At 66.1% G+C, this 24,265-nt stretch carries 26 protein-coding genes; 21 read left to right on the plus strand and 5 right to left on the minus strand.

The features are described 5' to 3' along the window. Nucleotides 1-67: 67 nt before the first annotated feature. The 9 genes from C4F17_RS21175 to C4F17_RS21215 all read left to right on the plus strand — a co-directional run bounded on the left by C4F17_RS21175 (nt 68) and on the right by C4F17_RS21215 (nt 9,543). Nucleotides 68-1,009: an alpha/beta hydrolase gene (locus tag C4F17_RS21175; RefSeq protein ID WP_106937641.1), complete on the plus strand. Its 942-nt coding sequence runs from the start codon at nt 68-70 to the stop codon at nt 1,007-1,009. Nucleotides 1,010-1,130: 121 nt separating this feature from the next. After that, nucleotides 1,131-1,973: a helix-turn-helix domain-containing protein gene (locus tag C4F17_RS21180; protein WP_106937642.1), complete on the plus strand. Its 843-nt coding sequence runs from the start codon at nt 1,131-1,133 to the stop codon at nt 1,971-1,973. 14 nt (nt 1,974-1,987) lie between these two features. Further along, nucleotides 1,988-2,863 (plus strand): branched-chain amino acid ABC transporter permease, encoded by an 876-nt coding sequence (locus C4F17_RS21185; RefSeq protein ID WP_106936565.1) that lies wholly within the window; start codon nt 1,988-1,990, stop codon nt 2,861-2,863. A gap of 7 nt (nt 2,864-2,870) precedes the next feature. Beyond that, on the plus strand, nt 2,871-3,947 hold the full coding sequence (locus C4F17_RS21190) for a branched-chain amino acid ABC transporter permease (protein ID WP_081270405.1): 1,077 nt from the start codon (nt 2,871-2,873) through the stop codon (nt 3,945-3,947). Beyond that, nucleotides 3,944-4,765, plus strand: coding sequence for an ABC transporter ATP-binding protein (locus C4F17_RS21195; RefSeq protein WP_106936566.1), 822 nt, complete (start codon nt 3,944-3,946; stop codon nt 4,763-4,765). The genes C4F17_RS21190 and C4F17_RS21195 overlap by 4 nt, the downstream gene beginning before the upstream one ends. Before the next feature lie 457 nt (nt 4,766-5,222). Beyond that, the gene (locus C4F17_RS21200; RefSeq protein ID WP_106936567.1) at nt 5,223-5,996 is read left to right on the plus strand and encodes an ABC transporter ATP-binding protein; all 774 of its coding nucleotides are present in this window, start codon (nt 5,223-5,225) and stop codon (nt 5,994-5,996) included. Between the two features lie 8 nt (nt 5,997-6,004). Beyond that, complete coding sequence (locus C4F17_RS21205) at nt 6,005-7,861, plus strand: AMP-dependent synthetase/ligase (RefSeq protein ID WP_106936568.1); 1,857 nt, start codon at nt 6,005-6,007, stop codon at nt 7,859-7,861. A gap of 34 nt (nt 7,862-7,895) precedes the next feature. Then, nucleotides 7,896-9,062 (plus strand): ABC transporter substrate-binding protein, encoded by a 1,167-nt coding sequence (locus tag C4F17_RS21210; RefSeq protein WP_106936569.1) that lies wholly within the window; start codon nt 7,896-7,898, stop codon nt 9,060-9,062. A 7-nt stretch (nt 9,063-9,069) separates the two neighbouring features. Beyond that, nucleotides 9,070-9,543: an EVE domain-containing protein gene (locus C4F17_RS21215; RefSeq protein WP_106936570.1), complete on the plus strand. Its 474-nt coding sequence runs from the start codon at nt 9,070-9,072 to the stop codon at nt 9,541-9,543. 4 nt (nt 9,544-9,547) lie between these two features. On the opposite strand, the gene C4F17_RS21220 is transcribed toward C4F17_RS21215, so the two are convergent. Continuing rightward, nucleotides 9,548-10,201 (minus strand): MarC family protein, encoded by a 654-nt coding sequence (locus C4F17_RS21220; RefSeq protein ID WP_081270399.1) that lies wholly within the window; start codon nt 10,199-10,201, stop codon nt 9,548-9,550. Nucleotides 10,202-10,204: 3 nt separating this feature from the next. Further along, entirely contained in the window at nt 10,205-10,951 is a 747-nt protein-coding gene (locus tag C4F17_RS21225; RefSeq protein WP_106936571.1) for an SDR family oxidoreductase, read from the minus strand. Between the two features lie 71 nt (nt 10,952-11,022). Here C4F17_RS21225 and C4F17_RS21230 point away from each other — a divergent pair, with 71 nt between their 5' ends. Both C4F17_RS21230 and C4F17_RS21235 read left to right on the plus strand, forming a co-directional pair. Further along, nucleotides 11,023-11,628: a 2-hydroxychromene-2-carboxylate isomerase gene (locus tag C4F17_RS21230; RefSeq protein ID WP_106936572.1), complete on the plus strand. Its 606-nt coding sequence runs from the start codon at nt 11,023-11,025 to the stop codon at nt 11,626-11,628. Nucleotides 11,629-11,689: 61 nt separating this feature from the next. Next, nucleotides 11,690-12,373, plus strand: coding sequence for a dienelactone hydrolase family protein (locus C4F17_RS21235; protein ID WP_106936573.1), 684 nt, complete (start codon nt 11,690-11,692; stop codon nt 12,371-12,373). A 45-nt stretch (nt 12,374-12,418) separates the two neighbouring features. On the opposite strand, the gene C4F17_RS21240 is transcribed toward C4F17_RS21235, so the two are convergent. Further along, the gene (locus tag C4F17_RS21240; protein ID WP_081270395.1) at nt 12,419-13,327 is read right to left on the minus strand and encodes a LysR family transcriptional regulator; all 909 of its coding nucleotides are present in this window, start codon (nt 13,325-13,327) and stop codon (nt 12,419-12,421) included. Nucleotides 13,328-13,444: 117 nt separating this feature from the next. Between C4F17_RS21240 and C4F17_RS21245 the strand changes: the two genes are divergently transcribed. Both C4F17_RS21245 and C4F17_RS21250 read left to right on the plus strand, forming a co-directional pair. Continuing rightward, nucleotides 13,445-13,771 carry an alpha/beta hydrolase gene (locus C4F17_RS21245; protein ID WP_106937643.1) on the plus strand — a complete coding sequence of 109 codons (327 nt, stop codon included), beginning with the start codon at nt 13,445-13,447 and terminating at the stop codon, nt 13,769-13,771. A 220-nt stretch (nt 13,772-13,991) separates the two neighbouring features. Beyond that, nucleotides 13,992-14,360 (plus strand): DUF4148 domain-containing protein, encoded by a 369-nt coding sequence (locus C4F17_RS21250; protein WP_081270394.1) that lies wholly within the window; start codon nt 13,992-13,994, stop codon nt 14,358-14,360. Nucleotides 14,361-14,448: 88 nt separating this feature from the next. Here the strand turns inward: C4F17_RS21250 and C4F17_RS21255 are convergent, their stop codons facing one another. Together C4F17_RS21255 and hemB are read right to left on the minus strand one after the other, a co-directional pair. Beyond that, entirely contained in the window at nt 14,449-15,582 is a 1,134-nt protein-coding gene (locus tag C4F17_RS21255) for a magnesium transporter CorA family protein (protein ID WP_081270393.1), read from the minus strand. 19 nt (nt 15,583-15,601) lie between these two features. Continuing rightward, nucleotides 15,602-16,588: a porphobilinogen synthase gene (gene hemB, locus C4F17_RS21260; RefSeq protein WP_106936574.1), complete on the minus strand. Its 987-nt coding sequence runs from the start codon at nt 16,586-16,588 to the stop codon at nt 15,602-15,604. A 364-nt stretch (nt 16,589-16,952) separates the two neighbouring features. Between hemB and C4F17_RS21265 the strand changes: the two genes are divergently transcribed. The 8 genes from C4F17_RS21265 (at nt 16,953) to fusA (ending at nt 24,205) form a co-directional block, all read left to right on the plus strand. Continuing rightward, nucleotides 16,953-17,381 carry a CopD family protein gene (locus C4F17_RS21265; protein ID WP_106936575.1) on the plus strand — a complete coding sequence of 143 codons (429 nt, stop codon included), beginning with the start codon at nt 16,953-16,955 and terminating at the stop codon, nt 17,379-17,381. Nucleotides 17,382-17,401: 20 nt separating this feature from the next. Further along, entirely contained in the window at nt 17,402-18,550 is a 1,149-nt protein-coding gene (locus tag C4F17_RS21270; RefSeq protein WP_199851980.1) for a VanZ family protein, read from the plus strand. A gap of 9 nt (nt 18,551-18,559) precedes the next feature. After that, nucleotides 18,560-18,913, plus strand: a complete 354-nt coding sequence (locus C4F17_RS21275; RefSeq protein ID WP_081270390.1) for a (2Fe-2S) ferredoxin domain-containing protein — start codon at nt 18,560-18,562, stop codon at nt 18,911-18,913. Between the two features lie 36 nt (nt 18,914-18,949). Further along, the gene (locus tag C4F17_RS21280; protein ID WP_106936576.1) at nt 18,950-19,582 is read left to right on the plus strand and encodes an alpha/beta hydrolase; all 633 of its coding nucleotides are present in this window, start codon (nt 18,950-18,952) and stop codon (nt 19,580-19,582) included. Nucleotides 19,583-19,622: 40 nt separating this feature from the next. Next, nucleotides 19,623-20,792: a D-alanyl-D-alanine carboxypeptidase family protein gene (locus C4F17_RS21285; RefSeq protein WP_106937645.1), complete on the plus strand. Its 1,170-nt coding sequence runs from the start codon at nt 19,623-19,625 to the stop codon at nt 20,790-20,792. A 216-nt stretch (nt 20,793-21,008) separates the two neighbouring features. Beyond that, nucleotides 21,009-21,386 carry a 30S ribosomal protein S12 gene (gene rpsL, locus C4F17_RS21290; RefSeq protein WP_013543948.1) on the plus strand — a complete coding sequence of 126 codons (378 nt, stop codon included), beginning with the start codon at nt 21,009-21,011 and terminating at the stop codon, nt 21,384-21,386. A 149-nt stretch (nt 21,387-21,535) separates the two neighbouring features. Beyond that, a complete protein-coding gene (gene rpsG / locus C4F17_RS21295) occupies nt 21,536-22,009 on the plus strand; it encodes a 30S ribosomal protein S7 (RefSeq protein WP_007829591.1) in 474 nt (157 codons plus the stop codon). Nucleotides 22,010-22,105: 96 nt separating this feature from the next. After that, a complete protein-coding gene (gene fusA, locus C4F17_RS21300) occupies nt 22,106-24,205 on the plus strand; it encodes an elongation factor G (protein WP_081270388.1) in 2,100 nt (699 codons plus the stop codon). Nucleotides 24,206-24,265: the final 60 nt, after the last annotated feature.

Consider the following 24,265-nt stretch of genomic DNA (forward strand, 5'->3'; position numbering starts at 1 on the left):
GTAGCCAGTTTCCGCAAGCCGCGCCGCGATGGCGCGGGCATGGTCGGGCGAATCCACCGGAGACACCATGCTGCATCCCCAGGCTCGCGCCTTGCTCGACCTCATCGAGGCGCGCGGCATTCCGCCGACGCACACCCTCTCGCCCGCCGATGCGCGGGCCTTCTACCGCGATCGGCGCACCGCCACCCAGCCGCTGCCGGCCGAAGTGGCCGAGGTGCGCGACCTCGCGGCCGACGGCCCGCACGGCACCATCCCGGTGCGCCTGTACCGGCCGCTGGGTTCGGGCGCCGGCCCGCTGCCGGTGCTGGTGTACTACCACGGCGGCGGCTGGGTCATCGGCGACCTCGACACGCACGACGTGCTGTGCCGCGAACTGGCCAACGGCGCCGGCTGCGCGGTGGTCGCGGTCGACTACCGCATGGCGCCGGAGCACCGCTTTCCCGCCGCCTTCGACGACGCGCTGGCCGCCACCCGCTGGGTGCGCCGCGAGGCCGCGACGCTGGGGCTCGATGCGAGCCGCCTGGCCGTGGGCGGCGACAGCGCGGGCGGCAACCTCGCGGCCGTGGTGGCGATCGCCGCGCGCGATGCGGGGGACCTGTCCATCGCCTTCCAGCTGCTGATCTACCCGGCCACCGACATGCGCCGCGTGCACCCCTCGCACCAGAGCAACGGGCAGGGCTATCTGCTGACCAGCGACACCATGAGCTACTTCCACGACCACTACATCACCGACCCGGCGCACGACGTCGACTGGCGCGCCTCGCCTCTGCTGCACCCCGACCTGTCGAAGCTGCCGCCGGCCCTGGTGATCACCGCCGGCTACGACCCGCTGCGCGACGAAGGCGCCGCGTATGCCGATGCGCTCACCGCCGCCGGCAACCGAGCGGTGTACGTGTGCTTCGAGCGGCAGATCCACGGCTTCGTGCCGATGGGCAAGGTGCTCGACGAGGCCAACACCGCGGTGGCGCTGTGCGCGGGCGAACTGCGCCGCGCCTTTGCCGCGGCGTAGCGATGGCCTAGGGAAAGTCCCCGCGCAAATCGATGCCGCGCAGACGGCCCGCGCCGCTACGATCCAGCCAACAAAGACGCCACCGCAGAGTGGCAGTCCACCGATGCAGGAGACAAACACCATGCAGCGAACGAGGACGCCGCCGCCAGCGCACACCAGCTTGAGCGGCGCCGCACGGCAGGGCGAACGCCTGATGTGGCTCACGCCGCACCGCGTGTTCTATGCCGGCCTGCTCGGCGCCGCCGCCGAGCGCACGATGGGCGGGCACGGCGTGTACGTGTCGCCCGCCGGCGCGCCGCCGAACCGCATCCGCGTGGGTGGCGGCGCATGGCTCACCGGTGAATTCATCGTCGTGCCGCCGCACGTGCCGCACCAGGTGGAGAGCGCGCATCCGCTGATCTTCAACCTGCTGGTCGAGTCGGAGTCGGTCGACCCCGCGCGCCTGCCGGCGTTCATGCAGCACTGCGGCCCGGTCGATTCGCCGGCCTTCGTGCAGCGCGTGCGCGATGCCCACGCGCACCTGCTGGCGGCTTCGGCGCGCGGCATGAACTTCGAGGGCTTCGACTTCGACGCGCTGTTCTTCGGCGAGGCGCTCGCGCCGCGCGCGCTCGATGCGCGCATCCGCAAGGTGGCCGACGCCATCAACGCAGACCCTGCCGCCGCGATGTCGGCCGAGGAGTGCGCGGCCTCGGTGCACCTGTCGTTCTCGCGCTTCCTGCACCTGTTCAAGCAGGAGACCGGCATGGCCTTTCGGGCATTCCGCGCCTGGAAGCGCGCGCGCAGCCTGCTGCGCTACGTGCAGCAGGGCAGCACGCTCACCGACATCGCACTCGACACCGGCTACCCCGACTCCACCCACTTCAGCCATTCGATCCGCCAGGTCTACGGCCTCAAGCCCAGCGACATCGTGGCAGGCTCGCGCCGCCTCGCGCTGCACGACCTGGCCGGCGGGTTCCGGCAGTAGCGCGGGCGACGGGCATGCAGATCCTTCAACTGCTGCTGTCGGGCATTGCGCAAGGCTGCATCTACGGCCTGATCGCGCTGGGCTTCGTGCTGATCTACAAGGCCACGGAGACGGTGAGCTTCGCGCAGGGCGACCTGATGATGCTCGGCGCCTTCGGTGCGTTCGCGGGCATGTCGCTGTTCGGCATGCCGTTCTGGCTGGCGGCCATCCTCGCGGTGGTGGCGATGGCGGCCTTCGGCGTGCTGCTGGAACTGGTGGTGATCCGGCCGATCCTCGGGCAGCCGCAGTTCTCGATCGTCATGCTGACCATCGGCATCGCCTACGTGGCGCGCGGCGTCGTCACCATGGTGCCCGGCATCGGCACCGAGACGCACACGCTGGCCGTGCCCTACAAGGACCAGATCTGGAAGCTGGGCGAGCTGGTGGTCAACCTGGAACAGCTCGCGATCATCATCGCCACCGCCGTGCTGTGCGGCCTGCTGTTCGCGATGTTCCGCTACAGCAAGCTCGGCATCGCGATGCAGGCCTCGTCGCAGAACCAGCTGGCCGCCTACTACATGGGCATTCCGGTGAAGCGGCTCAACGGGCTGGTGTGGGGCCTGGCGGCGGCGGTCGCGGCCATCGCGGGCATGCTGCTCGCGCCCATCACCTTCGTGCACGCCAACATGGGCTTCATCGGGCTGAAGGCCTTTCCGGCGGCGGTGGTGGGCGGCTTCGGCAGCCTGCCGGGCGCGATCGTCGGCGGGCTGGTCATCGGCATCGTCGAGTCCTTCGCGGGCTTCTACCTGCCCGACGGTTTCAAGGACACGGCGCCGTACATCGTGGTGCTGCTGATGCTGATGATCAAGCCGAACGGCCTGTTCGGCGAGAAGCTGCGCAAGAAGGTTTAGATCTCATATGCGCTTCATCTTCAAAACGAGTTACGACCAGGACATCCGCCTCGCGCGGCACGGCGGCCATGTGTTCTGGTACGGCCTGCTCGTTGCGTTCCTCATCGCCGCGCCATGGGTCATCGACGAGTACTGGCTCGCGCAGCTGACCTTCGTGCTGATCTACGGCATCGTCGGGCTGGGGCTGATGCTGCTGGCCGGCTTCACCGGGCAGTTCTCCATCGGGCATGCGGCGTTCCTGGGGGCTGGGGCCTACACGCAGGGCGTGCTGACGAACCTGGGCGTACCGTTTCCGCTGGCGCTGGTGGCTGCCGCAGGGCTGTCGGCGGCTGTGGGCGTAGTGGTCGCGTTGCCGGCGTTGCGCGTGAAGGGCATCTACCTGGGCATTGCGACGCTGTCCTTCGGCTTCATCGTGGAAGAAGTGTTCGCGCGGTGGGAGAGCGTGACGGGCGGCAACGCGGGGCTGCACGTGAAGTCGCCGCAGCTCTTCGGCTGGTCGCTGGGCTCGGGCGACGGCTTCTACTTTCTTTGCCTGGTGGTGGCGGTGCTGGCCACGCTCGGCATCCTGAACCTGCTGCGCTCGCCGACGGGCCGTGCCTTCGTCGCCATCCGCGATTCGGAGATTTCTGCGCAGAGCATGGGCATTCACCTGGCGCGCTACAAGACGATGTCGTTCGCGATCTCGGCCGCGCTCGCGGGGCTGGGCGGCGCGCTGTATGCGCACAAGCTGAGCTTCATTTCGCCCGACCAGTTCAGCATCCTGCAGTCGATCGACCTGCTGCTGATGGTGGTGATCGGCGGGCTCGGCTCGGTGCACGGCGCGTTCCTGGGCGCGATCTTCCTGATTGCGATGCCGCAGCTGATTTCGATCGGCAAGGACTGGCTGCCGGAGGCCATCGGACAGGCGCCGGGGCTGCAGGGGCTGGTGTATGGGCTCGTGCTGATCGCGTTCGTGCTGTTCGAGCCGCTGGGCTTGTACGGGCGCTGGCTGAAGATCCGGACCTGGCTGCAGCTCTTTCCGTTCTACCGCAAGGGGTTGTTCAAGCGGCAGAAGTCGTTCACCAAGTCGGACCGATTGAGATGAGCAGCGGCGACATTCTTCTTTCCGCGAAGGAGCTGAGCGTGCGCTTCGGCGGCGTGCTGGCGGTCAACAAGGTGAGCTTCGACGTGCGGCGCGGCGAGGTGTTCACGCTGATCGGTCCGAACGGTGCGGGCAAGACGACGGTGTTCAACCTGATCAGCCGCATCTACACGCCGACCACGGGCGAGATCACGTGGCATGGCGAGGCGGGCGGCCCGTTGGCGCTGACGCAGCAGGCGCCGCACGCGATTGCGGCGCTGGGCATTGCGCGGACCTTTCAGAACATCGAGTTGTTCGAGCATGCGACGGTGTTGCACAACCTGCTGATCGGCCGGCACACGCATCGGCATACGGGGTTCTGGAGCGAGGTGTTCTTCACGCCTGCGACGCGGCGTGCGGAGATCGCCGCGCGGGAGAAGGCAGAGCAGGTGATCGAGCTGCTGGACCTGCAGCACCATCGCGATTCGATGGTGGCGGGGTTGCCCTATGGCGTTCGCAAGGTCGTCGAGCTTGCACGTGCCTTGTGCACGGAGCCCAAGCTGCTGCTGCTCGACGAGCCGTCGTCGGGGCTCAATGTCGAAGAGACGGCGGACATGGCTTTCTGGATCCAGGACATCCAGCATGAGCTGGGGGTGTCGGTGCTGATGGTCGAGCACGACATGTCGCTTGTTTCCAAGGTGTCCGACCGGGTGCTTGCGATGAACATGGGGGAGGTGCTGGCTACTGGAACGCCCGGTGAGGTGCAGGCTGATCCGCGTGTTGTCGAGGCCTACCTTGGGACTGTGGACGACGTGAGCAGCTTGAGGAGGGTGGCGGCTTGAATGCCTTGTTCGTTGCCTCTTTGGGGACGCCCGGTGTGCGGTGCGGGGCGGGCGCCCCCACTATGCCGGCCCTTCGGGCTCCCTTCCGGTGCTCGCTTTCCGCGGGGTCCCGCCCAAACTCGCTTCGCTCAAACAAGGGCGGGCCCTTATCCGCGGAAAGCTGCGTTCCTCAGCGGCACAGAAGGGGCGCCCGCCCCGCACCGCACACCGGGCTTGGCCGGGGTTGGAAACTACTTGAGCGTGTCCACGGCGTTGGGGCCCCTGTCTCCGGTGGGCCGTTGAGGCACCGCCGAGCAGCGCAGCGGCGGGCGGATCAGGGCTCGCAGCTGTTTGAGCGAAGCGAGTTCTGCGAGACCCCGCCCGTCGCGAGCAGCGCAGGGAAGCCCGAAGGGCCGGTGACGTCGGCCCGCCGGAGACAGGGGCCCCAACGCCGCTCCCCGAACGCAGGAAGACAAAGATGAGCGACACCGTGCTCCAGTTGCTCAACGTCGAAAGCGCCTACGGCCCCATCAAGGCCATCCGAGGCGTGAGCCTGAAAGTAAGGCAGGGCGAGATCGCAACGGTGTTGGGCTCGAACGGCGCAGGCAAGACCACGATCCTGAAGACCATCTCCGGAATCATCGACCCGAGAAAAGGCAGCATCGAATTCCAGGGCAAGGACATCACCGCCAAGGACCCGGCCTACATCGTCCAGCAAGGCCTGAGCCACGTGCCCGAAGGACGCGAAGTGTTTCCGCTGCTGTCGGTGAAGGACAACCTGCTGATGGGCGCCTACACCCGCAAGGACCGCGACGGCGTGGCGCGCGACATGGAAACCGTCTATGCCTACTTTCCCATCCTGCGCGAACGCGCGACGCAGGACGCGGGCCTTCTTTCCGGCGGGCAGCAGCAGATGCTGGCCATCTCGCGCGCCATCATGGCCGCGCCGCATCTCATTCTTCTGGATGAACCCAGCCTCGGCCTGAGCCCCAAGCTGACGAAGGAAATCTTCGAGATCGTCGTGCGCATCAACCGCGAGCGCGGCACCACCATCCTGCTGGTCGAGCAGAACGCCAACATGGCGCTCAATGCGGCCGACCACGGCTACGTGCTGGAGAACGGCCGCATCGTGATGGAAGACTCCTGCGAACGCCTGAGGGAAAAGGAAGACATCAAGGAGTTCTATCTCGGCGTGAAAGACGACGGCGTGCGCGGCGAGCGGCGCTGGAAAAAGAAGAAGACCTGGAGGTAGCTGCCGCCATGCAAGGACTCTGGGACCTCAATACCTTCGAACCGCGCCTCGACGTCGTCGTGCCCGGCGACACCATTCCCGCGATGTTCTGGAATGCCGTCAAGCAGCGCGGCGACACCGTCTGGATGCGGCAGAAAGAGCTCGGCATCTGGCGCAGCTGGAGCTGGCACCAGACCGCCGACGCCGTGCGCGAGATCGCGGCCGGCCTGCAGGCCATCGGCTTTGCGCCCGGCGAGTGCGCCTCCATCCTGTCGAACACCGTCATCGAATGGGTGCTGGCAGACCTGGCCGTGCTCAGCTGCGGCGGCGTGTCCAACGGCATCTACCCGACCGACGCCGCCTCGCAGGTGCACTACCTGTGCGAAGACTCGCGCACCACCGTGCTCTTCGTGGAAGACGACGAGCAGCTCGACAAGGCGCTCGAAGTGCGCGCCGGCCTGCCGGGCCTGCGCCGCATCGTGGTGTTCGACATGGAAGGCCTGCGCGACCTCGACGACCCGGGCGTGATGAGCCTCGATGCGCTGCGCGAACTCGGGCGCGCGCGCCTGTCGGCCGATCCGCGGGCGGTGGAGCGCACCGTGGCCGCCTGCCGGCCCGAAGACCTCGCCATCCTCGTCTATACATCGGGCACCACCGGCAAGCCCAAGGGCGCCATGCACAGCCACGCGGGGCTGGTGTACACCGCGCGCGGCTACAACACGCTCATCGCGCAGGACGAGAAAGACGAGCGCATGTGCTTCCTGCCGCTGTGCCACATCGCCGAGCGCATGGGCGGTGAGTACTTCGCTATGTACACCGGCTCCATCCTCAACTTCGTCGAGAACCCCGAGACCGTGCCGGAGAACGTGCGCGAGATCGCGCCCACCGTGTTCACCGCGGTGCCGCGCGTGTGGGAGAAGTTCTATTCGGGCGTGATGATCGCGCTGAAGGAAGCGAGCCCGCTGCAGCAGGCCGCCTACAGGTGGAGCATCGGCGTGGGTGAAGCCATCGCGGCGAAAGTGCTGGCCGGCGAGCCGGTCGGCGCGGGGCTCAAGCTCAAGTTCAGGCTCGCGCGGCTGCTGGCGCTGGACAACGCGCGCAAGCTCATCGGCATCCATCGCTCGCGCTTTCTCGTGACGGGCGCGGCGCCGATTTCGCCCGAGCTGGTCAAGTGGTACCTGGCGCTCGGCGTGCCGATGCTGGAGGTGTGGGGCATGACGGAGTCCTGCGGCGCTTCCACCGCGGTGCCGGCGACGCGCATCAAGCCCGGCTCCATCGGGCCGGCCACGGGCTACAACGAGGTGCGCATCGACCCGGTCACCGGCGAGATCCTGGTGCGCGGCCCCAATGTCTTCATGGGTTACCTCAACCTGCCGGAGAAAACGGCCGAGACGATCGACGCCGAAGGCTGGCTGCACACGGGCGACGTCGGCGTGATGGACGAGGACGGGTATTTCCGCATCACCGACCGGATGAAAGACATCATCATCACGGCAGGTGGCAAGAACGTCACGCCGAGCGAGCTGGAGAACGAACTCAAGTTCAGCCTCTACATCACCGACGCCGTGGTGATCGGCGACAAGAAGCCCTACCTCACGGTGATCGTCATGATCGACCAGGAGAACGTCGAGAAGTTTGCGCAGGACAACGACGTGCCGTTCAGCAACTACGAGAGCCTGACGCGCACGAAGGAAGTGCTGGACCTAATACAGGGCGAGATCGACCGCGTCAACGCCAAGTTCGCGCGCGTGGAGCAGATCAAGAAATTCTTCCTGCTCGAGACGCAGCTGAGCGCCGAGGACGAGGAGCTCACGCCCACGATGAAGCTCAAGCGCAAGCTGGTGCAGACCAAGTACGCCGAGCGCATAGAAGCCATGTACCGGTGATCCGTTTTTTTCGTCAACCCGAGGAGACAACCGCATGAAGCTCAAGACTCTGACGACGCTGGCCGTGCTGGGCCTGACCGCGACGCTTGCGTCCGCGCAACAGCAGCAGGGCGTGACCAAGGACGAGATCCGCATCGGCACCATCCAGGACCTGTCGGGCCCGCTGGCGGGCTTCGGCAAGCAGGCGCGCAACGGCATGCAGCTGCGCGTGGACGAACTCAACGAGCAGGGCAACGTCAACGGGCGCAAGCTGAAGCTGTTCGTGGAAGATTCGGGCTACGACCCGAAGAAGGCCGTGCTGGCCGCGCAGAAGCTGGTGAACCAGGAAAAGATCTTCATCATGGCCGGCCACATCGGCACGGCGCAGAACATGGCGGCGATGCCGGTGCAGTTCGACAAGAACGTCATCAACTACATGCCCATCACCGCGGCGCGCGAAATGTACGAGCCGCTGAACCGGCTGAAGTATTCGTTCGCCGCCACCTACTACGACCAGATCCGCCTGGCCTTGCCGAAGATGATCAAGGACAAGGGCGCCAAGAAGGTCTGCACCATCTACCAGGACGACGAGTTCGGCCTGGAGGTGCAGCGCGGCGCCGAGGCGGGCCTGAAGGCCGCGGGCATGGAGCTGGCCGAGAAGACTTCGTTCAAGCGCGGCGCCACCGACTTCAGCTCGCAGGTCGCGAAGATGAAGGCCGCCAACTGCGACCTCGTGGTGCTCGGCACCATCATCCGCGAGACCATCGGCACCGTGGGCGAGGCGCGCAAGACCGGCTTCAACCCGACCTTCCTGGGCTCCAGCGCGGCCTACACCGACCTGATCCACAAGCTCGGCGGCAAGGCGATGGACGGCGTCTACGCCACCATGACGGTGCAGAACCCCTACACCGACGAGCAATCGCAGCCGCTGCGCTTCTGGGCCAACAAGTACAAGACCAAGTTCAACGAAGACCCGACCGTGTTCTCGGTGTACGGCTACGTGATCATCGACTCGTTCATCAAGGCCGCGACCAAGGCCGGCCCGAACCTCACGACCGACAGCTTCATCAAGGCGATGGACAGCATCACCTTCGAGCCCGACATGTTCGGCAGCCCGAAGAGCACCTACACGGCCACCAAGCGCCTGGGCAACGACCAGTCACGCTTGTCGCAGATCAAGGACGGCAAGTGGGTGGTGGTCTCGGACTATGTGACACCATGACGGGACCATGCCCACCCATTCCCCCAGTTTCTGGTTGATGAAATCCGAGCCCGACGAGGTCTCGATCGACGATGCGCTCGCCGCGCCCGACGCCACCGTGGCGTGGACCGGCGTGCGCAACTATCAGGCACGCAACTTCATGCGCGACGGCATGAAGGTCGGCGACGGCGTGCTCTTCTATCACTCGAGCTGCCCGGAGCCGGGCATTGCCGGCATCGCGCGGGTGGCCTCGGGCATCAAGCCCGACCCGACGCAGTTCGACCCGAAGTCGCCCTATTACGACGCGGGCGCCAAGCCGGAAGATCCGCGCTGGCTGCTGGTGGACGTGCAGGCGCTGCGCAAGACGCGGCTGCTGGCGCTGCCCGAGCTGCGCGCCAGGCCCGAGCTGGCCGACCTGGTGGTGCTGCGCAAGGGCAACCGGCTGTCGATCACGCCGGTGGAGCCGGTGCACTGGAAGATCATCGAGAAGATGCTGGCCTGAAGGCTCAGCCGATCTTGTTCAGGATCGGGAACAGCTTGCCCAGGCCGTCGGCCATCACCTCGACCGCGAGCGCCGCGAGGATCAGGCCCATCAGCCGCGTCATGATGTTGATGCCGGTCTTGCCGAGCACGCGCGCGATCGGCTGCGCGAGCGAAAACGCCAGGGCGGTCGCCAGCGCCACCACCACGCCGTAGCCCACCAGGATGGCAAGCTCCCACAGGTGCTGCGCCTTGTCGGCGTAGATCACCACGGTGGAAATGGTGGCCGGCCCGGTGAGCAGCGGAATGGTGAGCGGCACCACGGCAATCGACGCGCCCATCGACGCCTTGACCTCGGTGGCGCGCAGCTCTTCGACGTTGGTCTTGCTCTCGGCCGGCTTGGCGTTGAGCATCGACAGCGAACTCATGAGCAGCAGCAGCCCGCCGCCGACCTGGAAGCTCGCGATCGAGATGCCGAAGAACGACAGCAGCTGCAGCCCCAGCAGCGCGCTCACGGCAATGACCACGAACGCGCTGAAGGCCGACATGCGCACCGTGTGGCGGCGCTGCGCGTCGCTGTAGCCCTGGGTGTAGTGGATGAAGAAAGGCACGATGGCCAGCGGGTTGACGATGGCCACCAGCGTGACCAGCGGCTTGATCAGGTCCATCGATGTGCTCATGGCTCAGCGGCCTCCGGTGACGTCGAGCAATGCCATCGTGGTGTAGCTGGCCTCTGCCGACAGCAGCCATAGGATGGCGCCGGCAATCTCGTGGGCGGTGCCGGCGCGCTTCATCGGGATCTGCGGGCCCAGCGCGGCGGCGCGGTCGGGCAGGCCGCCGGAGGCGTGGATCTCGGTGTCGATCACGCCGGGGCGCACCGCGTTCACCCGGATGCCTTCGTCCGCCACTTCCTTGGCCAGGCCGACGGTGAAGGTGTCGATGGCGCCCTTGCTCGCGGCGTAGTCGACGTACTGGCCCGGCGAGCCCAGGCGCGAGGCGCCGCTGGAAACGTTGACGATGGCCCCGCCCGTGCCGCCGTGCCTCGTGCTCATGCGGCGCACGGCCTCGCGCGCGCACAGGAAGCTGCCGATCACGTTGATGCGGAACATGCGCTCCAGGCGCGCCACGCTCATTTCGTCGACGCGGGCCGTCACGTCGACGATGCCCGCGTTGTTCACCAGCGCGGTGAGGCGGCCCAGTTTGGCGTCGACCTGCTCGAACATGGCGAGCACCTGGGCCTCGTCGCCCACGTCGGCCCGCACCGCCATGGCCGTGCCGCCTTCCGCGCGGATGGCGCGCACCACTTCGTCGGCGGCCAGCGAATTGCTGGCGTAGTTGACGGCGACCGCATAGCCGCGCTTCGCGGCGAGCCGCGCGGTGGCGGCGCCGATGCCGCGCCCGCCGCCCGTGATCAAGAGCACCTGGTCCAAAACCTACCTCCTGCAGAGAAACTGCGCGTCAGTTAAAACCGTCGGCTGATTACATCACCGGGGGCATGCGAATGAGCACGAGCAAGACGATCGACTATTACTTTCCTCCGCAGAGCCCGTGGACGTATCTGGGACATTCCCGCTTCGTGGCGATCGCCAAGGCCGCGGGCGCCACGGTGCGGGTGCGGCCCATCGACATGGGCAGCGTGTTCCCGGTGTCGGGCGGGCTGCCGCTGGGCAAGCGGGCACCGCAGCGGCAGGCCTACCGGCTGGTCGAACTCGAGCGCTTCTCGCGCCACCTGGGACTGCCGCTGAATCCGAAGCCGAAGTTCTTTCCGGTCGCCGGGGACGACGCGGCCCGGCTGATCATCGCGGTCGACCTGCACGACGGCACCGACGCCGCCCTGCGCATGTGCGCGGCGGTGTTCGAAGCGGTGTGGGTGCAGGAGCGGAACATCGGCGACCCGAACGTGCTCGAAGCGCTGGTCGCCGAGTGCGGCCTGCCGGCCAAGCGCGCCGAGCAGTCGCAGAGCCAGGCGGTGCAGGAGCGCTACGAGGCCTACACGCAGGAGGCCATCGACATCCAGGTCTTCGGCGCGCCGAGCTACGTGATCGATGGCGAAATATTCTGGGGGCAGGATCGCCTCGACTTCGTCGAACGGGCGCTGCGCGCGTAGCCCGGCGTCCGTTCATTCATTCATTTATCTGTTTCGATTCACCATCCAGGAGTAACAGCACATGGGCCAATTCATCGATCTCACCGCCAAGGACGGCTTCACTTTTCCCGCCTACGTGGCCGAACCCGCGGGCAAGCCGCGCGGCGCGGTGGTCGTGGTGCAGGAGATCTTCGGCGTGAACTCGCACATCCGCTCGGTGGCCGACGGCTATGCGGCCGAGGGCTACCTCGCCGTGGCGCCGTCGACCTTCCATCGCGTCAAGCCGGGCGTGGAGCTGGGCTATTCGGACGATGACATGAAGAACGGCTTCGGCCTGAAGACGGCGGTCGAGGCGTTGCCCGCGCCCGGCGTGCTGCAGGACATCGAGGCGTCGATCGCCTATGCGTCGAAGGCCGGCAAGGTCGGCATCGTCGGCTACTGCTGGGGCGGCCTGCTGGTGTGGCGCGCGGCCGCGCTGCTGCCGGGCCTGTCGGCGGCGGCGCCGTACTACGGCGGCGGCATGACCACGCCGGAAGAAACCGCTCGCCAGCCCAAGGTGCCGGTGCTCGCGCACTTCGGCAACCAGGACCACTGGATTCCGCTGGACACCATCGAGACCTTCAAGAAGGCGCATCCCGAAGTGGAAGTGCATGTGTACCCGGTCGGCCACGGCTTCAACTGCGACCAGCGCGGTTCGTACGACGCGGACGCTGCCAAGCTGGCGCGCGAGCGCACGCTGGCGTTCTTCGCCAAGCATCTCGGCTGAGCGGGTTGCCGCGCTGAATGAAAAAACCCGGCGCTGCCGGGTTTTTCAATGGCTCTTGCGCGGCGTGCTGCCGGGGCCCACGCGGGTCTGCAGGAAGTCGAGCAGCGCGCGCAGCGCGGCGCTGTTGTGGCGCCGCTGCAGGTAGGCGGCCGAAAGCCACATGTCCTTGCGGGCGTAGTCCTGCAGCACCGGCACCAGTTCGCCGTGGTCCAGGTGCGACTGCACCAGGATCGACGGCAGGTAGATGACGCCGAAACCATGCATCGCCACGCGGATGAGCGGCGCGCCTTCGGTGCAGTCCATGCGGCTTTTCACCGGCACGTCGAGCGGCGTGCCGTTGTCGTCGAAGCGCCAGACCGGCTGCTGGCCCAGCAGCGAGAACGTCAGGGCTTCGTGGCTGGAAAGATCGCGCGGATGCTCGGGCTTGCCGTGCTTCTTCCAGTAGACCGGGGAAGCGCAGACCACCATGTTCATGAGCCGCAGCTTGCGCACGATGAGGTTGGCGTCCTCGACCGGACCGCTGCGCAGCTCGACGTCGATGCCTTCCTCGGCGAGGTCGACGGTGCGGTTGGTCAGCTGCAGGCTGATCGTCACGTCGGGGTAGTAGCGCATGAAATCGGCCAGCAGGTTCGGGAATTCGCCGCTGCCCATGCCGTGCGGGGCCGAGATGCGCAGCCGTCCGCTGGGCTGGCTGGCGCGCTCCTGCAGTTCCGACTGGGTGAGCTCGACCATCTCCAGCATCGGCGTGCTGCGCTCCAGCAGCAGCTGGCCGGCGTCGGTGAGGCTCACGGAGCGCGTGGAGCGGTTGAGGAGACGCACGCCGAAGCGGGTTTCCAGCTCGGCCACATACTTGCTGACCGTGGCCTTCGACATGTCGAGCCTCTTGGCTGCCTGGGAAAAGCTGCCGTGGGAGGCGACTTCCCGGAAGGTTCTGATCAGATCGAGACTGTCCATGTGAATGAGCCCATTGTTTCCGTTTTGGGAACGCGATGGTTCGATTCTCCCGGGTTTTTCCTAGCCGGATTGGGCGACACTTCGGTTACACGCCGCCGCTTGACCGAAGGAACCGACATGAAGACCTCGAACATCATTGCCGCAGCAGCCCTGTCGATGCTGGCCGCCGCCGGTGTGCGGGCCCAGGGCTACGCGCCGGTTCAGCCGCTTCAGGCCACGACCAGCCGGGCCGACGTGGCGGCGGGGGCGGACGCCGCGGCGCGCGCCGGCAACATCTATGGCGACGTGGTGCCGGAGCCCCTGCGCTCGCGGCCCGGCGTGCGGGACCGGGCGTCGGTTCGGGCCGAAGCCGTGGCCGCCGCCCATGCGCCGAACCAGAACCTCGACCGCCGCGCCTTCTTCAACAGTGAAGTGCCGCCGCAGATCGGCACCGGGCGTCCGTAGCCACTGGCGTAGAGGCATTTGCAAGGGGCCGGACCGGTGCGAACCGGTCCGGCCTTTTTGCTTGCATGCCTTCATGTCGTCATTGTTTCAATAGAGGAAACACGGTGTCTCTGATTGGCGCGTTTCGGCCATGTGATTCGCCCCGAAACTCGCTGCACAGGCAAGCGACCATGCAAGCCTGGTGGACAAACGATCCAACGAACATCCAGGAGAAATGAATATGAAGACCTCGCAAATCCTCGCAGCTGCCGCCCTGACCCTGTTCGCCGCCGCCGGCGCGCAAGCAGAAACCTACGAAGGCGTGAACACCGCCGTCTCGACCAAGAGCCGTGCCGACGTGAACGCCGAAGCCGTGCGCACCGCATCGGCGCCGAACCAGAACGTGACCCGCGGTTCGCGCGGCCCGGAAACGGTCGCCGTGTCGAAGGACCGTTCGATCGTCCAGGCAGAAGCCGTTCGCACCGCCTACGCTCCCGACCAGAACGTGACCGGCGGCTCGCGCGTCAACAGCAAGGTCATCTCGACCATGCAGCACCCGATGGACGTTCGCGTTCAAGCCCAGCAAGGTGCTGGCGCAACCGCCAAGTAAGACGGACAAGACGGCCGCCCTTCGGGGCCGCCGGATTGAAAAAGGGGCCACGCGCGCAGCGTGGCCCCTTTTTTCATGGGCGCGGCGATCAGCGCGTGCGGGCGAGGTAGCGCTTGCGCCAGAAAATCAGCACCAGCAGCACGGCGATGACGAGCATCGACGTCATCGCGATCCAGAAGCCGTCCGCCTTGTGTACCAGCGGGATGAATTCGAAGTTCATGCCGAAGATGCCCGCGATCAGGTTCAGCGGCAGGAACACGGCGGTCAGCACCGTCAGCACCCGCATGATGTCGTTGGCGCGGTGGCCCTGGACGCTGAAATGCATCTGCACCGCCGTCTCGGCGTTCTGCTCGAGCCGGTGCACGTGGTGCACCACCCGCTCGATGTGCTCGAGCACGTCGCGGCTGCGGATCATGATGAGTTCGCGCTCGCGCTGCTCCGCCTCGCCCTTGGGCACGGGCAGGGTCTCCAGAGAGTCGATCCAGTCCTGCATGGCGGCGCGCTGGTCCTCGCAGATCTCGTCCAGGTGGTGCAGCGACTGGCGTGCCTCCATCAGCGCGCTCCAGTTGGTGAAGCGGCTGCGCGGGTCGATCAGCTCGGTCTGCCAGTGGTCCAGCTGCTTGGTGAGCTCGCGCCGCAGATCCAGGTAGCTGTCGACGATCTGGTTGATGACGCGAAGCATCAGGTCCGAGGGGCTCGTCGGCAGCCGCGCCGAGGTGGAGCGCACGTCGAGCGCGGGGGCGCCCTGGCCGTCGGGCGAGGCGGCGGCCAGCAGGCGGGCGGCGAAGGCGTCGCGCACCGCGCCGTCTTCGGGGTGCACCGACAGCAGCACGCGGTCGAACACGGCAAAGCCGACCGGGCGGGTGTCGACCCGGCGCAGCACCGGCGGGCCGCTGCGGGGTGCTGGCGGCGGCGCCTCGGTCCCCTTGGCGTTGCCGTTGCCGCTGGCCAGGCGCCGGAACACCAGCACGTCGTACTTCGAGGTGTAGTCGTAGTGCGAGGGCAACTGCTCGTTGAGCAGGTCGGCCACGTGCAGGTCGACCAGCTGCGTCAGGCAGAGGGTCTGCAGGATCTGCTGCACTTCGGCCAGCGAGGCCTTGAATTCCTCGCGCGTGAGCGAGATCCAGAGATAGCCGCCGGCGCCGCACGCGCCCGGCACGGCCAGCGGCGCCAGCGCCGCGTGTTCGCTGACCCGCGAACGGTCGATTTCGAAAATGCGCATGCCCGGTGCCGGCGGGCCGTTACTTCTTCAGGAGGCGCGCGGCGTCGAGCGCGAAGTACGTGAGCACGCCGTCGGCGCCGGCGCGCTTGAAGGCCAAGAGGCTTTCGAGCACCACGGCGTCGTGGTCGAGCCAGCCGTTCTGGGCGGCGGCCTTGAGCATGGCGTATTCGCCGCTCACCTGGTAGGCGAAGGTGGGCACGCGGAACTCGTCTTTCACGCGGCGCACGATGTCGAGGTACGGCATGCCGGGCTTCACCATCACCATGTCGGCGCCTTCGGCGATGTCGAGCGCCACTTCGCGCAGTGCTTCGTCGCTGTTGCCGGGGTCCATCTGGTAGACCTTCTTGTTGCTCTTGCCGAGCGTCGAGGCCGAGCCGACGGCGTCGCGGAAGGGGCCGTAGAAGGCGCTGGCGTACTTGGCGCTGTAGGCCATGATGCGCGTGTGGATGTCGCCCCGGGCTTCGAGCGCCTGGCGGACGGCGCCGATGCGGCCGTCCATCATGTCGCTGGGGGCCACGATGTCCACGCCGGCTTGCGATTGCGTGAGTGCCTGCTTCACCAGGAGCTCGACAGTTTCCTCGTTGAGGATGTAGCCGGTGTCGTCGAGCACGCCATCCTGGCCGTGGCTGGTGTAGGGGTCGAGGGCGACATCGGTCATCACGCCCAGTTCCGGGAAGCGCGCCTTGAGGGAGGCGACAACACGTGGAATCAGCCCGTCGGGGTTGAAGGCCTCGCTGCCGTCGGGCGTCTTGAGGCCGGCGTCGATCACCGGGAACAGCGCCATCACCGGAATGCCGGCCTCGGCGCATTGCTCGGCAACCGGCAGCAGCAGGTCGAGGCTCAGGCGATCCACGCCGGGCATCGACGGCACCGCCTCGCGCCGCTTCTCGCCTTCCTGCACGAAGACCGGGTAGATCAGGTCATTGACCGTCAGGGCATGTTCGCGCACCAGATTGCGGGTGAATGCGTCGCGGCGCAGGCGTCGTGGCCGGCCGGCGGGGAACATGGCCAAAGGTAAATTTGATGACTTCATATGCCCAAAATTGTGCCTGAAGCCACCTTTCGCAGTACTGGCGCTGCGGAGCCGGTTGTCTGACAACTACGGTAATTCGTAGGCCGAAGGTTTTCAAATTTTTGGTTTAAATGTCAAAGAAAGTGCCACAGTCGCTTGAAACCTTGTTTCGTCTTTGTTAAATTCTGAGGCGGGCGGCTTGCCGCTCCCCGCTTTTCCTCCCTGAGCGGGTGCCTTGATGTGTGACAGCAAAAGGGCTTCCCAGCCCGACGTGAAGACGTCGGGCTTTTTTTTGCCCGAAGGTCTTCCAGAGCCTTGTTTCAGAGGGGCAAAAGAGGTGCGCCACTAAACTGCCGCCATGCTCTGGGTCAAATCTCTCCACATCGTTTTCATCGCAAGCTGGTTCGCCGGGTTGTTCTACCTGCCGCGTATCTTTGTTAATTTGGCCATGGTGCCGCCGGAGTCGAAGGCCGAGCGCGATCGGCTTCTGCTGATGGCCCGCAAGCTTCTGCGGTTCACGACCTTCCTGGCGGTCCCGGCGCTCGGCTTCGGCCTTTGGCTCTGGCTGGGCTACGGCATCGGACGCGGCCCGGGCAACGGCTGGATGCATGCCAAGCTGGCGCTGGTGCTGGTGGCCATCGGCTATCACCACGGTTGCGGTGTGCTGCTGCGCCGCTTCGTGGCGGGAGAAAACCGGCGCAACGACCGCTGGTTCCGCTGGTTCAACGAACTGCCGGTGCTGCTGCTGCTGGGCATCGTGATCCTGGTGGTGGTCAAGCCGTTCTGACACCGGCAGGCATGGTGGCCATGGTGGAGAAGCCGCACAAGTCCGCCGCGTTGCCGCTGGCGCTCGCTTATGCGGCGCTGATCGTCTACGCCAGCCTGTATCCGTTCGCCGACTGGCGCGACCAGGGCATCGCCCCCTGGGCCTACCTTTGGGCGCCCTGGCCCAAGTACTGGACGGGCTTCGACTTCGCGGTCAATGTCGCGGGCTACGTGCCCTTCGGGTTCCTGTGCGCGCTGGCGGTGCTTCGAACGCGCGGCGGCGCCAGCGCGTGGCGGGTGGTGCTGCGTGCCACGGCGGCCGGCGCGGCCATCGCCTTTTCGATGGAGACGCTGCAGAGCTATCTGCCGGTGCGGATTCCTTCGAACGTGGACCTGGCCCTGAACACGGCGGGCACGGTCGTCGGCGCCGTGCTGGCGGCGGGGCTGGAGCGGCTCGGCGCCATTGCGCACTGGAGCCGCGCGCGGTCGCAGTGGTTCGTCGAGGAATCCCGAGGCGGGCTGGTGCTGCTGGCGCTCTGGCCGTTTGCGCTGCTGTTCCCGGCGGCTGTCACCTTCGGGCTCGGGCAGGTGTTCGAGCGGCTGGAGGTCGCGATCTCCGAGTGGCTGCTCGACACGCCCTTCATCGACTGGCTGCCGCTGCGCCAGTTCGAACTCGAGCCTCTGGTTCCCGCGGTGGAACTGCTGTGCGTGATGCTCGGGGCGCTGGTGCCTTGCCTGCTGGGCTACCTGGTGGCGCGCTCCGTCGTGCAGCGCGCGATCATGCTGCCGCTGATCCTGCTGACCGGCGTGGCGGCCTCGGCGTTGTCGGCGGCGCTGAGCTACGGGCCCACGCACGCCTGGGCCTGGCTGGACCTGCCGGTGCAGGTCGGCATGGCGGCCGCGCTTTTTGCCGGCATGCTGCTGCTGCTGGCGCCGCGCCGGCTGTGCGCGGCCTTGCTGCTCGCCGGGCTGGTGCTGCAGCTCAGCCTGCTCAACCAGGCGCCGGAGAGCGCGTATTTCGCGCAGACCCTGGCCACGTGGGAGCAGGGGCGCTTCATCCGCTTCCATGGACTGGCCCAATGGCTGGGCTGGGCGTGGCCCTTCGCCGTGCTGGCCTACGTGGTGGCGGCGCTCTCGCGGCGAGGGCGCGGCAGCGGCGATGGCGGGCTGGCCGCAAGGGGCGGTCACTAAAATCGGCGGATGCCCAACTCCTCAACCGCCGCGCCGTCCGGCTATTACGGCCGCCACATCTTCTTCTGCCTCAACGAGCGCAAGAACGGCGAGGACTCCTGTGCCTTGCACAACGCGCAAGAGGGCTTCGACCGCTGCAAGGCCAAGGTCAAGGAAGCGGGGCTTTCCGGGCCCGGCAAGGTCCGCGTGAACAAGGCCGGGTGCCTCGACCGCTGCGCGGGCGGGCCGGTCGCGGTGGTGTACCCGGAGGCCGTCTGGTACACCTTCGTCGACGGCGACGACATCGACGAGATCGTCGAATCCCACCTCAAGAACGGCGAAGTCGTCGAGCGGCTGCTGCTGCCGCCCGACATCGGGCGCTGAACTTTCCGCCGCTCCCTCTGCTCGTACTTTGCGCCAATGAATTCCCAGACAGAAAAGATCACCCTCCAGGGCGCCGCCGGCCGCATCGAAGTGCAGCGGGACCAGCCCGCCGAGACGCCGCGCGGCGTTGCCGTCATCGCCCATCCCCATCCGCTTTTCAGCGGCACCATGGACAACAAGGTGGTGCAGACGCTGGCCAGGGCTTTCGTCGCCGGCGGCTGGACCGCGGTGCGCTTCAATTTCCGCGGCGTGGGTGCCAGCGAGGGCGTGCACGACGAGGGGCGCGGCGAATTGGAAGACATGCTGGATGTCGTCCGCCAGCTGGCGCCCGAAGGCCCCTTGGCAATTGCCGGTTTCTCGTTCGGGGCCTTTGTCGCGAGCGGCGCCGTTTCCAGGCTGTGGGCCGCGCGCGACGTGCGGCAGATCGTGCTGGTCGGCACCGCCGCCGCGCGCAATGTGGTGGCGCCGCTGCCGGTCGAGGCGCACGAGCGCGCGCTGGTCATCCATGGCGAGGCCGACGACACCGTGGCCCTGTCCGCCGTGATGGATTGGGCGCGGCCGCAGTCACTTCCCGTCACAGTCATCCCCGGGGGCGGCCATTTCTTTCACGGACAATTGCCGCTGCTCAAAAGTCTTGTTGCCCGCCATCTTCGCGCGGGCGCTGCGTGAAGGCCTTGCAGGCCTGTCTTCGTCTCTCTCCGAACTCCCGATGAATCGTTTCCTTGGTGCGCTTCGCGCGCTGGTCATTACCGCCGCCGCATCCATCAGCCTGATTGCCGCCGCCCAGGTGCCGGCCCCCCCCGAAATTGCCGCCCGCAGCTACCTGCTGCTCGACGTGACCGCGAACCAGATCCTCGCGCAGAAGGACATCGACAGCCCGATCGAGCCGGCGTCTCTGACCAAGTTGATGACGGCCTACGTCGTGTTCGACGCGCTGCGCGCCAAGAAGATTTCGCTGACGCAGACGCTGCCGGTCAGCCCGCGCGCCTGGAAGATGCCCGGCTCGCGCATGTTCATCGACCCCAAGATGCAGGTGCCTGTGGAAGACCTGATCAAGGGGCTGATCGTGCAGTCGGGCAACGACGCCACGGTGGCGCTGGCCGAAGGCGTGGGCGGCACCGTGGAGCACTTCGTCGAAATGATGAACGCCCAGGCCAAGGTGCTGGGCATGAAGAACACGGTCTACAAGAACCCCGAAGGCCTGACGACGCCCGGCCACACCACCACGGCCCGGGACCTGAGCACCCTGGCCACCCACCTGGTGCGTGACTTCCCCGAGGAGGCCAAGTACTACGCCATCAAGAAGTACCGCTACCCGGGTACGCCGTCGACCAACGAAACCAACCGCAACATGCTGTTGTTCCGCGACCCCACCGTCGACGGCCTGAAGACCGGCCATACCGATGCGGCGGGCTACTGCATGATCGCCACCGCCAAGCGCGACTTCCCCAACCTGACCGGCGGCCGCCGCCTGCTGTCGATCGTTCTGGGCGCCTCGAGCGAGACCGTTCGCGCCAACGAGTCGCAGAAGCTGCTGAACTGGGGCTACACGGCCTACGACGCCGTCCGCCTGTTCGACGCCGGCCAGCCGGCCGCCACGCCTGCCGTCTGGAAGGGCAAGGACAACACCCTGAAGCTGGGTCGTCCGGAAGCCATCGTCGTGGCCGTGCCGGCGGGCAGCGCCAGCAAGATCAAGACGCAGGTGTCGCGGCCCGATCCGCTGGTGGCGCCTTTCACCAAGTTCCAGCCGGTCGGCTCGCTCAAGGTGACGCTGGACGACCAGCCCGTGGCTGACGTGCCGCTGGTGGCCCTGGATGCGGTCGAGCAGGCCGGTGTTTTCGGCCGCGCCTGGGATGCCGTGCGGCTCTGGATCAAGTAGCCCGCACATGTAAGAAAGGGCAAGACCGGCCCGCCGGCGGGATGCCCGTGGCGCCTGACCTTGCCGTTTCAAGCCCGTTTGCTATACTCGTGGGCTTTTCGGAATTTTCCGAAGGGTTTCACGTTTTCGTTATTCCCGGCTCCCTTGCCTTGCGTCACGTCAAGCGCCAGGGCGGTTTCACAGCCAAAGCCGGGTCGTTTTGGGACTAATTCATTCATGCCAACCATCAATCAACTGGTGCGTCAGGGTCGAACGGTCGAAAAGATCAATTCGAAGAGCCCTGCCATGCAGAACTCGCCGCAACGTCGCGGTGTCTGCACCCGCGTCTATACCACGACGCCCAAGAAGCCCAACTCGGCGCTTCGTAAAGTTGCCAAGGTCCGTCTGACCAACGGCTTCGAAGTCATCTCCTACATCGGCGGCGAAGGCCACAACCTCCAGGAACACAGCGTCGTGCTGGTTCGCGGCGGTCGTGTCAAGGACTTGCCCGGTGTGCGCTACCACATCGTGCGCGGTTCGCTGGACCTGCAAGGCGTGAAAGACCGCAAGCAGTCGCGTTCCAAGTACGGCGCGAAGCGTCCCAAGAAGGCTTAAGCCTTCCTGTCGTCAAAAACAAACGGTGTTCGGTTACCTTGGCGGGTACATCGAACGAAGTGACCCAGTGTCGGGTCGAGTAAGTGAGAGTTCCAGCTGGCTCTCGCGGTGCCGGAAACGGTGCCAACTGAAGCAAAGAGGTTAAGAAAATGCCACGTCGTCGCGAAGTCCCCAAACGTGAAATCCTGCCGGATCCCAAGTACGGCAATGTCGAGCTGTCCAAATTCATGAACGTGATCATGGAAGGCGGCAAGAAGGCTGTTGCCGAGCGCATCATCTACGGTGCACTCGACTTCATCGAAAAGAAGAACCCGGACAAGGACCCCCTCGAAGCCTTCACCGTTGCCATCAACAACGTGAAGCCGATGGTCGAAGTGAAGTCGCGCCGCGTTGGCGGTGCGAACTACCAAGTGCCGGTCGAAGTCCGTCCCGTCCGCCGCCTCGCCCTGTCGATGCGCTGGATCAAGGAAGCCGCCCGCAAGCGCGGCGAGAAGTCGATGGCCCTGCGTCTGGCCAACGAGCTGATGGAAGCCACGGAAGGCCGTGGCGGTGCCATGAAGAAGCGCGACGAAGTGCACCGCATGGCAGAAGCCAACCGGGCTTTCAGCCACTTCCGCTTCTAAAAATCAAACTTCGCTTGGGCGTTGGGTGTCGGGTTTCGGGCGTTGTGCCCGTGCCCGGGGCCCAGCGCTCAACGCATTTCAACCCGAAAGTAAATCATGTCCCGCAAGACCCCCATCGAGCGCTACCGCAACATCGGCATCTCCGCGCACATCGACGCTGGCAAGACCACGACGACCGAACGTATCCTGTTCTACACCGGTGTGAACCACAAGATCGGTGAAGTGCACGACGGTGCCGCCACGATGGACTGGATGGAGCAAGAGCAAGAGCGCGGTATCACGATCACGTCCGCCGCCACCACCTGCTTCTGGAAGGGCATGGCCGGCAAGTTCGACGAACACCGCATCAACATCATCGACACCCCCGGCCACGTGGACTTCACCATTGAAGTCGAGCGCTCGATGCGCGTGCTGGACGGCGCCGTGATGGTGTACGACGCCGTCGGCGGTGTGCAGCCCCAGTCGGAAACCGTCTGGCGCCAGGCCAACAAGTACAAGGTGCCCCGTCTCGCGTTCGTCAACAAGATGGACCGTACGGGTGCCGACTTCCTGCGCGTTCGCCAGATGATGGTCGATCGCCTGAAGGCCAACCCCGTCGTGATCCAGATCCCGATCGGTGCCGAAGAGCACTTCCAGGGCATCGTCGACCTCGTGAAGATGAAGGCGATCATCTGGGACGAAGACAAGGGCGTGACCTTCCAGTACGGCGAGATTCCCGCCAACCTGGTCGACGTCTGCAACGAATACCGCGAAAAGCTCGTCGAAGCGGCTGCCGAAGCCAGCGAAGAGCTGATGAACAAGTACCTCGAAGGCGGCGAGCTGAGCGAGGAAGAAATCAAGAAGGCCCTGCGCCAGCGCACCATCGCCGGCGAAATCCAGCCGATGCTGTGCGGCTCGGCCTTCAAGAACAAGGGCGTGCAGGCCATGCTCGACGCCGTCGTCGAATACATGCCCTCGCCGCTGGACATCCCGCCGGTGGCCGGCCTGGACGAAGACGAAGCGCCTGTCGTTCGCAAGGCTGACGACAACGAGAAGTTCTCGGCCCTCGCATTCAAGCTGATGACCGACCCGTTCGTGGGCCAGCTGACCTTCGTGCGCGTCTATTCGGGCGTGCTGACCAAGGGCGACAGCGTCTACAACCCGGTGCGCGGCAAGAAGGAACGTATCGGCCGTATCGTGCAGATGCACGCGAACAACCGCGAAGAAGTGAACGAAATCCGCGCCGGCGACATCGCCGCCTGCGTGGGCCTGAAGGAAGTGACCACCGGCGAAACGCTGTGCGATCCCGAAGCCATCGTCACGCTCGAGCGCATGGTGTTCCCGGAATCGGTGATCTCGCAGGCCGTCGAGCCGAAGACCAAGGCCGACCAGGAAAAGATGGGCATCGCGCTGCAGCGCCTTGCACAGGAAGACCCCTCGTTCCGCGTTCGCACGGACGAAGAGTCGGGCCAGACCATCATCGCCGGCATGGGCGAGCTCCACCTTGAAATCATCGTGGACCGCATGAAGCGCGAATTCGGCGTGGAAGCCAACGTCGGCAAGCCGCAAGTGGCCTACCGCGAAACGATCCGCAAGACCGTCGAAGAAGCCGAAGGCAAGTTCGTTCGCCAGTCGGGCGGCAAGGGCCAGTACGGTCACGTGGTCCTGAAGCTCGAGCCGCAGGAAGCTGGCAAGGGCTTCGAGTTCGTCGACGCCATCAAGGGCGGTGTGGTTCCTCGCGAATACATCCCTGCCGTGGAAAAGGGCGTTGTCGAAGCGCTGACGCAAGGCGTGCTGGCGGGCTACCCCGTCGTGGACGTCAAGGTCACGCTGCACTTCGGTTCGTACCACGACGTGGACTCGAACGAAATGGCCTTCAAGATGGCTGCCATCTTCGGCTTCAAGGAAGGCGCACGCAAGGCCAACCCCGTGATCCTCGAGCCGATGATGGCCGTGGAAGTCGAAACGCCTGAAGACTATGCCGGCAATGTGATGGGCGACCTGTCGTCCCGTCGCGGCATGGTGCAGGGCATGGACGACATGGTCGGTGGCGGCAAGGCCATCAAGGCCGAAGTGCCGCTGTCGGAAATGTTCGGCTACTCGACCACGCTGCGTTCGATGTCGCAAGGCCGTGCCACGTACACGATGGAGTTCAAGCACTACGCTGAAGCTCCGCGCAACGTTGCCGAAGCCATCGTGGCCGCTCGCGCCAAGTAAGTTTTTCAAGAATGCGGGGCCGCGCAGTGCGCGGCCCTCGTTGTCTGCGATCCGGTGCCG

It is taken from the genome of Variovorax sp. PMC12, from assembly GCF_003019815.1.
Taxonomy (GTDB): Bacteria; Pseudomonadota; Gammaproteobacteria; order Burkholderiales; family Burkholderiaceae_C; genus Variovorax.